General features: G+C 71.5%; 10 protein-coding genes. 5 read left to right on the top strand and 5 right to left on the bottom strand.

Translation table 11 applies throughout. The features are described 5' to 3' along the window. Nucleotides 1–151 precede the first annotated feature (151 nt). A complete protein-coding gene (tuf, locus tag ABD357_RS43710; protein WP_328773376.1) occupies nucleotides 152–1,345 on the top strand; it encodes an elongation factor Tu in 1,194 nt (397 codons plus the stop codon). A 52-nt stretch (nucleotides 1,346–1,397) separates the two neighbouring features. Here tuf and ABD357_RS43705 read toward each other — a convergent pair whose 3' ends face one another. Together ABD357_RS43705 and ABD357_RS43700 are read right to left on the bottom strand one after the other, a co-directional pair. Then, nucleotides 1,398–1,778, bottom strand: coding sequence for an anti-sigma factor antagonist (locus ABD357_RS43705; protein WP_344397342.1), 381 nt, complete (start codon nucleotides 1,776–1,778; stop codon nucleotides 1,398–1,400). Between the two features lie 181 nt (nucleotides 1,779–1,959). Further along, nucleotides 1,960–2,400: a MarR family winged helix-turn-helix transcriptional regulator gene (locus ABD357_RS43700; RefSeq protein ID WP_344397340.1), complete on the bottom strand. Its 441-nt coding sequence runs from the start codon at nucleotides 2,398–2,400 to the stop codon at nucleotides 1,960–1,962. Nucleotides 2,401–2,504: 104 nt separating this feature from the next. Between ABD357_RS43700 and ABD357_RS43695 the strand changes: the two genes are divergently transcribed. Further along, nucleotides 2,505–3,959 carry an aldehyde dehydrogenase family protein gene (locus ABD357_RS43695; protein WP_344397338.1) on the top strand — a complete coding sequence of 485 codons (1,455 nt, stop codon included), beginning with the start codon at nucleotides 2,505–2,507 and terminating at the stop codon, nucleotides 3,957–3,959. 35 nt (nucleotides 3,960–3,994) lie between these two features. Continuing rightward, entirely contained in the window at nucleotides 3,995–5,101 is a 1,107-nt protein-coding gene (locus ABD357_RS43690; protein WP_344397336.1) for an NAD(P)-dependent alcohol dehydrogenase, read from the top strand. Nucleotides 5,102–5,185: 84 nt separating this feature from the next. Here the strand turns inward: ABD357_RS43690 and ABD357_RS43685 are convergent, their stop codons facing one another. The 3 genes from ABD357_RS43685 to ABD357_RS43675 form a co-directional block, all read right to left on the bottom strand. Beyond that, nucleotides 5,186–5,743 (bottom strand): TetR/AcrR family transcriptional regulator, encoded by a 558-nt coding sequence (locus ABD357_RS43685; protein ID WP_344397334.1) that lies wholly within the window; start codon nucleotides 5,741–5,743, stop codon nucleotides 5,186–5,188. Beyond that, nucleotides 5,740–6,102 carry a DUF1304 domain-containing protein gene (locus tag ABD357_RS43680; protein WP_344397333.1) on the bottom strand — a complete coding sequence of 121 codons (363 nt, stop codon included), beginning with the start codon at nucleotides 6,100–6,102 and terminating at the stop codon, nucleotides 5,740–5,742. The genes ABD357_RS43685 and ABD357_RS43680 overlap by 4 nt, the downstream gene beginning before the upstream one ends. A 106-nt stretch (nucleotides 6,103–6,208) precedes the next feature. Continuing rightward, nucleotides 6,209–7,705: an MFS transporter gene (locus ABD357_RS43675; RefSeq protein WP_344397332.1), complete on the bottom strand. Its 1,497-nt coding sequence runs from the start codon at nucleotides 7,703–7,705 to the stop codon at nucleotides 6,209–6,211. A gap of 238 nt (nucleotides 7,706–7,943) precedes the next feature. On the opposite strand from ABD357_RS43675, the gene ABD357_RS43670 reads away from it, so the two are divergent. Both ABD357_RS43670 and ABD357_RS43665 read left to right on the top strand, forming a co-directional pair. Next, a complete protein-coding gene (locus ABD357_RS43670) occupies nucleotides 7,944–9,680 on the top strand; it encodes a fatty acyl-AMP ligase (protein WP_344397638.1) in 1,737 nt (578 codons plus the stop codon). Next, complete coding sequence (locus ABD357_RS43665) at nucleotides 9,677–14,080, top strand: beta-ketoacyl synthase N-terminal-like domain-containing protein (RefSeq protein WP_344397331.1); 4,404 nt, start codon at nucleotides 9,677–9,679, stop codon at nucleotides 14,078–14,080. Before ABD357_RS43670 ends, ABD357_RS43665 begins: the two co-directional genes overlap by 4 nt. Nucleotides 14,081–14,098: the final 18 nt, after the last annotated feature.

The following is a 14,098-nucleotide window of genomic DNA, read 5'->3' as shown; positions in this document are numbered from 1 at the left end:
CCCCGCAGCCGCCGCTCGGTGCGGCCCGCCCTACCCGCGTACTCTGAAAACAGGACCGCATAGCAAACAGGACCGCACAACACTGAGAAACACGGCGACAGGACCAAGCCAAGCGCGCTCGGCGTCACCCAGGTGATCAGGAGGGCCTGCAGTGTCCAAGGCGAAGTTCGAGCGGACCAAACCGCATGTGAACATTGGGACCATCGGTCATATCGACCACGGTAAGACGACCCTTACGGCAGCCGTGACGAAGGTGCTGCACGACAGGTTCCCCGACCTGAACCCGTACACGCCGTTCGAACAGATCGACAAGGCGCCCGAGGAACGTCAGCGCGGCATCACGATCTCTATCGCGCATGTCGAATACCAGACGGAGAACCGGCACTACGCGCACGTCGACTGCCCGGGTCACGCGGACTACATCAAGAACATGATCACGGGCGCGGCGCAGATGGACGGGGCGATCCTCGTCGTCGCCGCCACGGACGGCCCGATGCCGCAGACCAAGGAGCACGTCCTGCTCGCGCGTCAGGTCGGCGTGCCGTACATCGTCGTCGCCCTGAACAAGGCCGACATGGTGGACGACGAGGAGATCCTCGAACTCGTCGAACTGGAGGTGCGCGAGCTGCTCACCGAGTACGAGTTCCCGGGCGACGACGTCCCGGTCGTCCGCGTCTCCGCGCTCAAGGCCCTCGAGGGCGACGAGCGGTGGGGCCAGTCGGTCCTCGAACTCCTCAGGGCCGTCGACGAGTTCATCCCCGAGCCGGTACGCGACATCGACCAGCCGTTCCTGATGCCGATCGAGGACGTCTTCACCATCACGGGCCGCGGTACGGTCGTCACCGGCCGTATCGAGCGCGGCGTCCTCAAGGTCAACGAGACCGTCGACATCATCGGCATCAAGCCGGAGAAGACCACCACCACGGTCACCGGCATCGAGATGTTCCGCAAGCTCCTCGACGAGGGCCGGGCAGGGGAGAACTGCGGCCTGCTGCTGCGCGGTGTGAAGCGCGAGGACGTGGAGCGCGGCCAGGTCATCATCAAGCCGGGCTCGGTGACTCCGCACACCGAGTTCGAGGCGCGGTCGTACATCCTGTCCAAGGACGAGGGAGGAAGGCACACGCCGTTCTTCAACAACTACCGTCCGCAGTTCTACTTCCGCACGACGGATGTGACCGGTGTGGTGACCCTGCCGCAGGGCACCGAGATGGTCATGCCCGGCGACAACACCACCATGAACGTCGAGCTGATCCAGCCTGTCGCCATGGAGGAGGGGCTGAAGTTCGCCATCCGTGAGGGCGGTAGGACCGTCGGCGCCGGTCAGGTAACCAAGATCGTGAAGTAGCCCCCGGGTGGCCTCCGGGGCCCGCGCGCCTCCGGGGCGGGTCAGTGGCAGGTCATACGGAGCCGGAGGTGGCGTCGGGCTGCTCCAGTGCCTCTTCCAGGGTCGACAGCGCGGGCAGGTGCGCCGCGAGCCCGGTCACCTGGAGGATGCGCAGGGTCAGCGGATGGGTGCAGACCAGCCGCAGCCGCCCGCCGCGGTCCAGGACCCGGAGCCGGGCCCGGTGGAGTAAGCGCAGTCCCGAGCAGTCGAAGAACTCGATGTGCCGCAGATCGAGCACGACCTGCGCTCCTGGACGCCCCGTCGCCGCGTCCAGGAACGGGACGGTCTCCAGCGCCGCGATGATGTCGATCTCGCCGTGGAACTCCAGCACGGTGTACCCGCGGTCCCGGTGGACGTGCAGATGCGGGGTGAGGGTCTCGGTTCCGTTGCGCATGCGGACATCACCTCACCGTTCCCCGCCCTGGAGCACCCTGAGCACTCTCTGGAATTCGACCCTGATGGCGTGATTCCAGCATGTTCGATTGACATATGTCTTGGATTTGCGGGGTTCGATGGCCAACGGTTACCGGCCCACTTCCGTACGGCCGTGCCGCCTCGCCGGATCGGCCGCGCCGCTACGACAGCGCCTGCCACGCCTTCGACAGTGTCAGCCGGAACTGGTCGGTCTGGTGCGCGGTGAGATCGCGGACCATGCGCTCCTCGAGTTCTCTCACGGGTTCGGCGTGCCGGGCGAGCAGATCGCGGCCAGACTCGGTGAGAAGGATGAGGAGTTCCCGGCGGTTGCGGGGGTTGCGCTCGCGGCGTACCAGGCCGCGGTTCTCCAGGGCCCGGACCACATCGGCCACGGACTGTGCGGTGACGAACGAGTCGCGCGCGAGCTGCGCCGCGGACAGACCGTCGTGCCGCTCCAGGACGGTGAGCGAGGTGTACTGCAACGCGGTGATACCCGCAGGTCGCAGCAGCTCGTCCAGATGGGAGCGCACCACGAGTTCCACCTGCTTGATCATGTACAGGAGCGACGGAGGTGCCTTGGTGGATGCCTTGGTGCCGACCATGGGGTCAGCGTAAGGCATTGACAGGAAACCTGTCTGTAATGAGACTGCGAACCAACAGGAATCCTGTTGATTGAAATCTTGGCGAACAAGGCTGGGGAGTGGCCATGACCACCTTCGAGAACGAGCCCGGGCAGCTGTTCATCGGCGGCCACTGGCGGGAGGCGTCCGGCGGGGCGCGTACGGATGTGATCGACCCGTCGACGGGCCGGGTGGTCACGACGGTCGCGGAGGCCGAGGCCTCCGACGTCGACGCGGCCGTACGGGCCGCACGCGACGCCTTCGAGAACAGCGGCTGGGCCAAGCTGAGCGGCCGTGAGCGGGGTCGTGTGCTGCACCGGGTCGCCGAGCTGATCCGGGAGAACGCGGACGAGATCGCGAACCTGGAGAGCCTCGACGTCGGCAAGCCGATCTCGCTGTGCCATGCCGTCGATGTGACGAACGCGGCCAACGACTACGAGTACTACGGCTCCCTCGCCTGGACCCTGGACGGCGCGACCCGGGACACCCCGCTCAACGCCCACGCCTACACCCGGCGCGGTCCGCTCGGGGTGGTCGCCGCGATCACGCCCTTCAACTTCCCGCTGATCCTTGCCGGTTCGAAGATCGCCCCGGCGCTCGCGGCCGGCAACACGGTGGTGCACAAGCCCGCCGACGAGACCCCGCTCAGCGCCCTCTACATGGCCGGTCTGCTGAAGAAGGCCGGCGTGCCGGACGGCGTCTACAACGTCGTCACCGGCAGCGGCCCGGTCGCCGGTGAGGCGCTGCTGCGCAACCCCGGCATCGACAAGGTGGCCTTCACCGGTTCCACCGCGGTCGGCCGGCACGCGGCGAGCGTCGCCGGTGAGGCCCTCAAGCCGGTCACGATGGAGCTCGGCGGCAACGCGGCCCACATCGTCTTCGAGGACGCCGACGTCGAGAAGGCCATCGGCGCCGTCATCAAGGGCTTCGTCTTCAACACGGGGCAGTTCTGCATGGGCGGCCCGCGCCTGCTGGTGGCCCGCCCGCTGTACGACACCGTGGTCGGCATCCTCGCCGACGCCGTGCCCGGCGTGCCCATCGGCGACCCCCGGCAGCCCGAGACCGTCATCGGCCCGATGGCGGGGGAGAAGCACCTGAAGAAGGTCGAGGAGTACGTCGAACTGGCCCGCAAGGAGGGCGCCCGCATCGTCTGCGGCGGTGAGCGCCTCGACCTGAACGGCGGCTTCTACTACAAGCCCACGGTCATCGCCGACCTCGCCAACGACTCCCGTGTCGTCCAGGAGGAGATCTTCGGCCCGGTCCTCACCGTGCAGCCCTTCGACTCCGAGGACGAGGCCGTCGAGATGGCCAACTCCACGCCGTACGGGCTGGCTTCGGGCCTCCAGACCAGCAACCTCGCCCGCGCACACCGGGTCGCCGACCGTCTCGAGGCCGGCATCGTCTGGGTCAACGAGTGGGCGATGCTCGACCCCAACGTCCCCTTCGGCGGGGTCAAGGCCTCCGGCTTCGGCCGGGAGTACGGGCCCGAGGCGCTCGCCGCGTACACCAAGGTCAAGTCCGTCGTCATCTCGCTCGACTGAGCGCTCCCGCTTCTCGTCATCGTAAGGAGTTGAGTATGTCCACCACTCGTGCAGCCGTGGTCGAGTCCGGGGGAGCGCCGTTCACGCTGTCCACCGTCGAGCTCGACGAACCGCGCCCGAACGAGGCGCTCGTCCGGATGGTCGCCGCCGGTCTGTGCCACACCGACCTCGGTGTGGCCGGCGGCGGTCTGCCCTTCCCGCTGCCCGGAGTCCTCGGGCACGAGGGCGCGGGCGTCGTCGAGGCCGTCGGCTCGGACGTCACCGGCATCGAGCCCGGCGACCACGTACTGATGTCCTTCACGTCCTGCGGCGGCTGCAAGAACTGCCGTGACGGACACCCGGCCTACTGCGCCACCTGGCTGCCGCTGAACCTGCTCGGCGGGCGCCGGCCCGACGGCACCAGCACCATCAGCCGCGACGGCGAGCCGCTCGGCGGCCACTTCTTCGGCCAGTCCTCGTTCGCCGAGCGGGCGTTGGTGGACCAGCGCAGCCTCGTCAAGGTCGACCGGGACGTACCGCTGGAGACCATCGCACCGCTGGGCTGCGGCGTGCAGACCGGCGTGGGCGCCGTATGGAACGTCCTTGCGCCCCGGACCGGAGACACGCTGGTGATCCTTGGGGCCGGCGCGGTCGGTCTGTCCGCGGTGATGGCCGCCGCCATGACACCCGCGACCACGGTGATCGCCGTCGACTTGGTGGCCGAACGGCTGGAACTGGCCCGCGAGTTGGGCGCCACGCACACCGTGAACGCCGGTGACGGGGACATCCTGGAGGCGATCCAGGTGATCACGGACGGCGCCGGGGCGGACGGGGTCGTGGAGACCACCGGCAGCGTCGCCGTCCTGCGCAAGGGCGTGGACGCACTCGCCGCGCGCGGCACGGCGGTCATCGTCGGCGCCCCGCCGTTCGGCTCGGAGGTCGCCCTGGACGTCAACGGAATGCTCGGCGGCAAGCGTGTGGTGGGTCTGACGCTCGGCGACCACGAGACCCAGACCGCGATACCCGCCCTGGTCAAGCTGGTCCGCGAGGGCCGCCTGCCGCTGGAGCGGCTGATCAGCAAGTACGCCTTCGAGGACATCGGGCAGGCCGTACAGGACATGGGCGCCGGCAAGGCGATCAAGCCGGTGATGACCTTCGCCTGACGTCGGCATCCGGCTTCGCAGGGGGCGCCCCGCGATGGGGCGCCCCTTCCGCCGTACCGGCGCCGGCGGTGAACGGCGCGGGCCCTACTGGCTGAGGTTCAGGGTGACGAGCAGGCGCCACACCCGGTGTGCGATCTCCTCCGGGGTGGCCTCGATGAGTCCATGCAGCCAGTCGGCGAGGACTCCGGCGAACGTCGCGGCCACGGCGGATGCGATGAGCGGTGCCTCGGGCGCACCCACGAGTTCGCGCTCGGCCTGGCTGCGGGCACGCAGATCGTGATGCAGTACGCGGCCCAGCGGGCCCCCGCCGCCCGGGCTCAACAGGGCGCGGTAGAGCGGAGCATGCGGGGGCAGGCCCTCGAAGAACGCCAGCAGCGCGGGCGGCGCGGTCCTAGGGTCGGGCCGGCCGCGCCAGGCGTGCAGGGCGTCCACGGCGTCGCGTACGACATCGGCGCAGGCGTCGACCGCGAGTGCCTCCAGGTCGGCGTAGTGCAGATAGAACGTGGCCCGCCCGACTCCGGCCCCACGCACCAGGGCCGCGACGGTGACCTCCGACAGCGGGCGCCGCGCGCACTCGTCGAGGAGCGTGCGGCGCAGCTTGGCCCGGGTGCGTTCGGCCCGGGGGTCGGAGGCGGGGGTCACCGGGCGACGAGGACGGCGATCAGGGCGAGGGTGCCGGGCAGTGCCTGCGCGAACAGGATGCGGCGGTTCGCGGTCACAGCTCCATAGACACCCGCGACGATCACGCACACCAGGAAGAACACCTGCGCGCGGAACCCCGTCGGATCCCCGGCGACCAGCCCCCACACGAGGCCCGCCGCGAGAAACCCGTTGTAGAGGCCCTGGTTGGCGGCCATCGCCGCGGTGGCCCGCGCCATCTCCGGCTCGAAACCGTGCAGCCCACGCCCCGGCTTCCGCTCCCACAGAAACATCTCCAGAACCAGGATGTAGGCGTGCAGGGCAGCCACGAGCCCGACCAACACGTTTGCGAGCGCTTGCATGACGGGGGGCTCCTCTGAGGGGGTCGAACCAGGAAGTCCTGGACAGGCGTCCATCATACATGGACAGCTGACCAGGAAGTGCCCGGGGCGGCTCCTCGCGATGTGATCACCTCCGGGGTGTCCCCGTGAGCGTCCCGGCGACCGGGAGAGTTCCGCCGCGCACCGGCTCCCGGCGTGGACGTACCCACCGTTGCCGTACTCGCCGATGCCGCCCCCGGCGGCGCAGCGTCGTCAGCGTGACGAACGCGCCTGCCAGCACACAGCACGCCGCGAGCCGCAGCCCGAGGTCGTAGCCCTCCAGGAACGCGCTGCGCGGATCGGTGCCCGACCGGAGTTCGGAGCGCTCGCGTCGGGTGAGGACGACGCCGACCAGTACCACCCCGAACACCCCGGAGACTTCGCGCGCCGCGCTCACCAGACCGGTCGCCATCCCCGTCCGCGCATCCGGGACCTGGGCGAGGCAGCGGACCGTCAGCGGAGTGGTGAGCGCCGACCCCGCGCCGATCATCAGCAGGCCCGGCTGGAGATCCCAGTAGCCGGCGTGTGCGCCTGTCCCCGAGACGTACAGCAGACCGGCCGCCACCACGCCGAGCCCCGCCGCGATCGACACATGGGCGCCCAGTACGCGAGCCGCCCGCTCGGCCAGCGGAGTGCAGAGCAGCAGCGCACCGGCCAGCGGCAGGAAGGCCAGCCCTGCCTTGGTCGGGGAGAAGCCGAGCACCTGCTGGAGGTAGAGGGCGGTGAAGAAGAAGACGCCGTTCACGCCGATGCCCCACAGCACCTGGGCGAGCACCCCGCCCGTGAGGAACCGGTCGCGCAGCAGCCCGAGTTCGAGGAGCGGCCGGCCGGTCCGGGTCTCCGCGAGGAGGAACGCGCAGGCGGCGACGGCTGAAACACCCAGGCACAGCGGTACGGGCGCGGTGCCGAACCCGTGCTCTGTGCCCCGCACCAGCCCGTACGTCAGCAGATAGAGCGCGAGGACGGAGAACAGCACACCCGGCAGATCGAGCCCGCCGCGCCGGGGCTCGGCCCCGGGCCGCCCTTTCGCCTTGGCGGGCACGGCGGGCACCAGCAGCAGGGCGATGATCCCGAAGGGTATGTTCAGCGCGAACACCCAGCCCCAGCTCCACTTCTGGGTGACGAAGCCGCCGACCACGGGCCCCAGCGCCAGCGCCACGGCCAGTGCCGCCGTCCACAGGCCGACAGCCATCGACTGCCGTCGCGCGGGCAGATCGGCGGCGACTACGGCAAGCGACGCCGGGATCACCAGCGCGGCCCCGACCCCCTGCACCGTACGGGCCGCGATCAGCGTGCCACCGCTGTCCGCGGCGGCCGCGGCCGCCGACGCCGCCGTGAAGACCACGACCCCGACCGTCAGCACGGAGCGGCGCCCGAACAGATCGGTCAGCCGCCCGCCGGGCAGCAGCAGCGCGCCGAAACTGAGCACGTAACTGCTGGCCACCCACTCCAAGTCCGTGACGCTCAACCCGAGTTCGTGCTGCACCGTCGGCAGGGCCACGTTGATGACCGTGTTGTCGAGCGTCGTGATGAACCCGGTCAGCGTGAGAAGGGCAAACAACGCGAACAGCCGTGTACGTCCCAAGGGTCGCTCCTTCCGCCGGCCAGGGCAGCCGTCGCCCGGATTCTCGGCGGAGCGGCCTCGCACTGGCTCTGGCCCACGGCATGGAATCGGCAGCCCGCTTTGTCAGCGAACTGACAGAACGCGGCAGACGAACTGTCAGTACGTCCCCTAACTCCTCAGCCCGAGGAGGCGGAATCTGGTGCACCGCCTCAACGTGCACCGCCTCAACTCGCGCCGCCCCCTCACAGTTGGAGTCGCCATGCAGCCCGCCCGGCCAACTGTCGAAGCCACCCTCATGACGGACCACCTGCGGCACTGGGCCAGGCACCGGCCGCAGCAACGCGCCTTCACTCACGTCGACTTCCCCGACAGCGCCCCCAGGGGACGGCACCGCACCCTCGGCTGGCGCGCCCTCGACGCCCGCGCCAGAGCCGTCGCCGACCACCTCGCCACGATCGCGTCCCCCGGCGAGCGAGCCGCCCTCGTACTGCCGCAAGGGCTCGACTACGCGGCCGGGTTCCTCGGCTGCCTGTACGCCCGCGTCATCGCCGTACCGCTCTTCGGCCCCGGGCTGCCGGGCCATGAAGGCAGACTCGCGGGCGTCCTCGCCGACTGCGAACCCGCCTGCCTGCTCACCGACTCGGCCACGGCACCCTCCGTACGCGCCTTCGTACGGGACCGGGAACTGCCGGACGTGCCGGTCGTCCCCGTCGATCAACTGCCGGTCCCCAGCACGGAATACGAGGCTACGGACGAACCGGAAGCGCGGCCCCAGCCCGACGACATCGCCTACCTCCAGTACACCTCTGGCTCCACCCGCAGCCCCGCCGGCGTGATGATCAGCCACGCCAATGTCGTCGCCAACGCCCGCCAGGCCATCGACGCGTTCGTCGCCGACCCGCGGACCACCACGACGGTCGGCTGGCTGCCGCTCTTCCACGACATGGGCCTGGTCCTCAGCGTCGCCGCCCCCGTGGTCGGCGGCTTCCCGTCCGTCCTCATGGACCCCGCCGACTTCCTCCAGGACCCCTCCCGCTGGCTGCGCCTCCTCGGCTCGTACGAGGGGACCGTCAGCGCCGCCCCGAACTTCGCGTACGACTACTGCGTGGCGCGCACGGATCCGACGCTGGCCGACGAACTGGACCTGGACCGCGTACGGGTGCTCATCAACGGCAGTGAGCCGGTGCGCGCGGAGACGGTGGACCGCTTCCGCACCAGGTTCGCGCCCGCCGGACTCGACCCCGCGGCGCACTGCCCGGCGTACGGACTGGCGGAGGCCACGGTCTTCGTGACCGCGGACGCGTCGGACGCGGCGCCCTCGGCCATGGTCTGCGACGCCGACGCCCTCGCGGAGGGACGCGTCGAGGAGGCGCCGGATGCGGCGACGGCCGCCGTGCTCGTCTCCTGCGGGACGCCCGTCGGGCAGGAGGTGCGGATCGCCGGCGCGGACGGTGCGGTACTCCCGGAAGGGCGGGTCGGCGAGATCCAGGTGCGCGGGCCGAACGTCGGGCTCGGCTACTGGAAGCGTGCCGAACTCTCCGCCGAGACGTTCGGCTTCGGCGCGACGGGCGACTGGCTGCGCACCGGCGATCTCGGCGCCCTGTATGAGGGGCGGCTCCTCGTCACCGGGCGGCACAAGGACGTGATCATCGTGGACGGGCGCAACCACTATCCCCAGGACATCGAGCAGACCGTACAGACGGCCGTCTCCCTGGTCCGCCGCGACCGCCTCGTCGCATTCGGCGTCACCCGGCCGGAAGGCACGGGCGAGGAACTCGTCGTGATCGCGGAACACCGCCGCGACACCGAACCGACGGCCGAGGACGCCCGCGCGGCCGAACGCACCGCACGCGCCACCGTCTCCACCCGCCACGGCCTGCGCCTGGGCACCCTGCTTCTCGTCCCGCCCGGCTCCGTGCCCCGCACCAGCAGCGGAAAGGTCTCCCGGACGGCGGCCCGGAGCCGGTTCCTGGAAGGAGGGTTCGGCACCCGATGACCGCCTCCCGTACGGCGATCCGCGCCCTGGTGACGGAACGGCTCCACACGTGGTACGGCCTCGCCCCCTCCGACCTCCCCGACGACCTGCCCCTCGCCGAAACCGGCCTCACCTCCCGCGACGCGGTAGCCCTGACAGCCGCCCTGAGCGAACTGTCCGGCCGCCGCCTCCCGAACACGTTCCTGTGGGACGCCCCGACGATCGACGCGGTGGTGACGCGACTGACGGAGGACGCGGGTCCGGTGGCCGGCGCCGGCGAGGCGCAGTCCGCGCCCCCGCCGGCGCAGGGCGGCCCGCAGCCAGGCGACGTGCCGCTTGCGCTTGTCGGCGGCTGGGCGGCGGACGCACCGGCAGCGGACGGCCGCGCGCAGGGCGTACCGGCCAACGGCCACGGGCCCGGCACGGCGGCTCACACCCCGCGCATCGCCGACGGCGCCCTGGCTCCGGCGGTCAGGGCACCGCTCGCGGAAGCGGACGGCCGGATGGCGGGCGTAGCGGCCGACGGTCATGCGGCAGGCGCGACGCCTGTCGGCAGCCCAGTGCCGAGCGGGGAAGCCGGCGGCCGCGCACCAGATGCCCCAATCGCCTGCCCCACGCCCGGTGTTGGCGCCCACGCCCCCCGTGTCGCGGACGGCCGCGGAGCCCCGTCCCCCGTCGCCGTCGTCGGCCTCGGCTGCCGGCTCCCCGGCGGGGTCCGCTCGCCGGAGGCGTACTGGCGGCTTCTCGCCGAGGGGCGGGATGCCGTGGGCACGGTTCCGTACGGACGGTGGGAGCCCTTCGTGCGCCACCCGGCACGGTTGCCGGACGACGTGAGTCCGCACGGGGCCTTTCTCGGTGGCATCGACGAGATCGCCGGGTTCGACGCCGAGTTCTTCGGGATCGCCGGTCACGAGGCCGTCGCCATGGACCCCCAGCACCGCATGCTCCTCGAAGTCGCTCGCGAGGCCCTGGACCACGCGGCCCTGCCTGCGCCCGCGCTCGCCGGCACCCGCACCGGCGTCTTCGTCGGCATCAGCGGCAACGAATACGCCCATCTCACCACCGCCGACCCCGGCGCCGTGGACGCCTGGACCGCCACCGGCGCCTCCCTGAGTATCGCCGCGGGCCGCCTGTCGTACGCCCTCGACCTGCGCGGGCCCAGCATGTCCGTCGACACCGCATGCTCGTCATCGCTGGTCGCGGTGCATCACGCGGTACGGAGCCTGGTCAGCGGCGAGACCGACACCGCGCTCGCCGCCGGGGTGAACCTGCTGCTGAGCCCCGCCGTGACCCTCGGCCTCCAGCGCGCGGGCGCCCTCGCCCCGGACGGCCGGTGCAAGGCGTTCGACGCGGAGGCCGACGGGATCGTACGCGGCGAGGGCTGCGGCGTGGTCGTACTGAAACGCCTCGCCGACGCCGAACGCGACGGCGACCGGGTCCTTGCGGTCATCCACGCGACAGCCGTCAACTCCGACGGCCGCTCCAACGGGCTGACCGCCCCCAACGCCGAAGCCCAACGCGCCCTCCTCGCCGAAGCCCACCAAGCGCACCGCGACCCCATGACCGTCGACTACGTCGAGGCGCACGGCACCGGCACCGCCCTCGGCGACCCCATCGAGGCGAGCGCCCTCGGTGCCGTACTCGGGCGGGGCCGTCCCGCGGACCAGCCGCTGCTGATCGGCTCCGCCAAGACGAACCTCGGACACCTGGAGGCCGCGGCGGGCATCGCGGGCCTGATCAAGACCGTGCTGGCGCTGCACCACGGCGAGATCCCCGGCCAGCTCCACTTCACCCGCCAGGGCCCGCACGCCGACCTCGACGCACTCGGCCTGCGCGTGGTCACCGCCCCGGAACCCTGGCCCCGCTACTCGGGCACGGCGACGGCGGGCGTCTCGGCCTTCGGCTTCGGCGGCACGAACGCCCATGTCGTCCTCGCCGAACCCGAACACAGACCGGCCCGTCGGGCGAGCAGCGCGCCGGAGCGTCCCCGGCTCCTGTTGCTCGACGGGCCCACCAAAGAAAGGGTGCGGTCGTACGCGGCTGAGCTCGCGGCCTGGCTGAACACCCCCGGCAGCCGACGCGTACGCGACGCCGACCTCGCCCGCACCCTCGCCGGCCGCATGGGACGCGGCCGGCACCGCGCGGCCCTCGTCACCCGCGACCGCCCGGAGACCGTCACCGCACTCACCCGCCTCGCCACCGGCGCCCCCTCCCCGCACCTGATCACCGGGGAGGGGACAGCGGCCGGCCCCGGACCGGTCTGGGTCTTCTCCGGCTACGGCTCCCAGTGGCGCGGCATGGGCAGCAAACTCCTTGCCACGGAAGGGCAGTTCGCCGCAACCGTCGACCGCCTGGAGCCACTGCTGCGCGACCATGCGGGTGTCTCCCTGCGCGCCGGGCTCCGCCCCGACGCCGACCTGTCGACCCCCGCCACCGTCATGCCCGTGCTCTACGGTATCCAGGTCGCCCTCGCCGAACTGTGGCGCTCGTACGGCCTCGAACCCGCCGCCGTCATCGGCCATTCCCTGGGCGAGATCGCCGCGGCCGTCGTCTCCGGAGCCCTCGACGAGGCCACCGGTGCCCGCATCATCGCCGTACGCTCCCGGCTGCTGGACCGGCTCACCGGCGGAGCCATGGCCGTCGTGGACCTCCCGGCTACCCAAATCCCCGTACTGGCAAGAGAGTTGCGCACACTCGATGTCGCCGTACACGCCTCGCCGGTGCAGTGTGTGGTCACCGGCTCGGCCGAGGACGTCGCCGCCCTGGTCGTCCGGGTGAACGGCGACGGCGGCTTCGCCCGCGCCCTGGGCGTGTCCGGAGCCGGTCACTCGCCCGAAGTGGAGCCGCTCCTGGGGGAGTTCACCCGCGAGCTGGGCGAGATTCCGCACTCCGCAGAAGCCTCCCGCTGCCGCCGCTACTCGACTGTGCTCGACGACCCGCGCGAGGCCGCGCCCGCCGACACGGCGTACTGGGCGGCCAATCTGCGCAACCCCGTCCGCTTCACCCAGGCCGTACGCGCGGCGGCCGAGGACGGACACCGCGTCTTCGTCGAAGTCGCCCCGCACGCAACGCAGTTGCACCCCCTGACGGAAACCCTGCGCGCGACGGGCGCCGAGGACTCCCTGGTCGTCCCCACCCTGCGCCGCGACACCGACGACGCGCTCACCTTCCGCACCTCACTCGCCACCCTCCTCGTGCACGGTGTACGGACAGCCCGGCCGCGCGAACGCCTGCACCCCGAGGGGCGCATCGTGGACGTACCGGCGCCGCGCTGGCGGCACCGCAGGTTCTGGGTGGGGGAGGAGACGGCGGTGGGCCCGGCCGAGCCCCAGGCCGGGTCCACCGACCGCGCCATGAGCCCCGTCGAACGGCTGCGGCTGTGCGTGGCCGGAGTGATGGGGTACAGCCCCGAACACATCGATCCCGACACGCCGCTGACCGACTTCGGCCTGGACTCGCTCACGGCCGTGCGCATCCGGGCCGTCGTGCAGCGGGAGTTCGATGTCGAGGTCGAGCCCGGAGTGCTGCTGAAACAGGGGACTCTGCGGAGGGTCGCCCAACTGTTCGGGGGCGACACGGACTTGGCGCACCCGGCCCTCCCGGTACGAGCGCGATCCGTCGCCTCCGATCACCTCCGTGCTTTCCCCGCCACGGGCCGGCAAACCCCCCTCTTCCTGGCCCACGCCGCCGGCGGATCCGCTGACGTCTACGCCCGGTTGGCCGCACGCCTCGACGGCGACCGCCCGGTCCACGGCTTCGACCGGCTGCCGGACCCCGACGACGTGCCGGGCCGGGCAGCGGAGTTCGCCCGGCGCGTACGCGAGGCGCGCCCCAACGGGCCCTGGGCGGTGGGCGGTTGGTCGTACGGCGGTCTCGTCGCCCAGGAGACAGCCCGGCTCCTGTCCCCGCACGGCACCGTCACCGCCCTCGTCCTGATCGACTCGGTACTGCCGCTGCCGACCCGGCTCACCGCCACCGAGCGGGCCCTGCGCCACTTCCAGGACTTCGCCGCGTACGTGGAACGCACCTACGGCACCCGCCTCGACCTCCCGTACGACGAACTCGCCGGACTCGACGACATGGACAGGATCGACCTCGTCCTCAAGGTGCTGAGCGACACCGTCGAGCTGCCGGACTCCGTACTGGAGCACCAGCGCACCTCGTATCTGGACCTGCGCAGCGGCGAACGCCACACACCCGGGCTCCACACCGGCCGCACCCTCCTCTACCGCGCGAGCGAGCCCGCCCCGCACACGGTTCGCGACCCCCGCTACGAACGCGACGACCAGGCGCTCGGCTGGGACGCCCACTGCACCGACCTCACCGTCGTCCCGCTGCCCGGCCACCACCTGTCACTGCTCGACCCACCGGTCGTCGACGTACTCGCCGGACTGCTGACACGCGATCTGCGGGACTTCTGAAGGACTCCTGAAGGGACT

The organism is Streptomyces vastus (assembly GCF_039532825.1).
Lineage (GTDB): Bacteria > Actinomycetota > Actinomycetes > Streptomycetales > Streptomycetaceae > Streptomyces > Streptomyces vastus.
The sequence above is the reverse complement of the archived record's forward strand: the minus strand, read 5'-3'. Positions and strand labels throughout refer to the sequence as shown.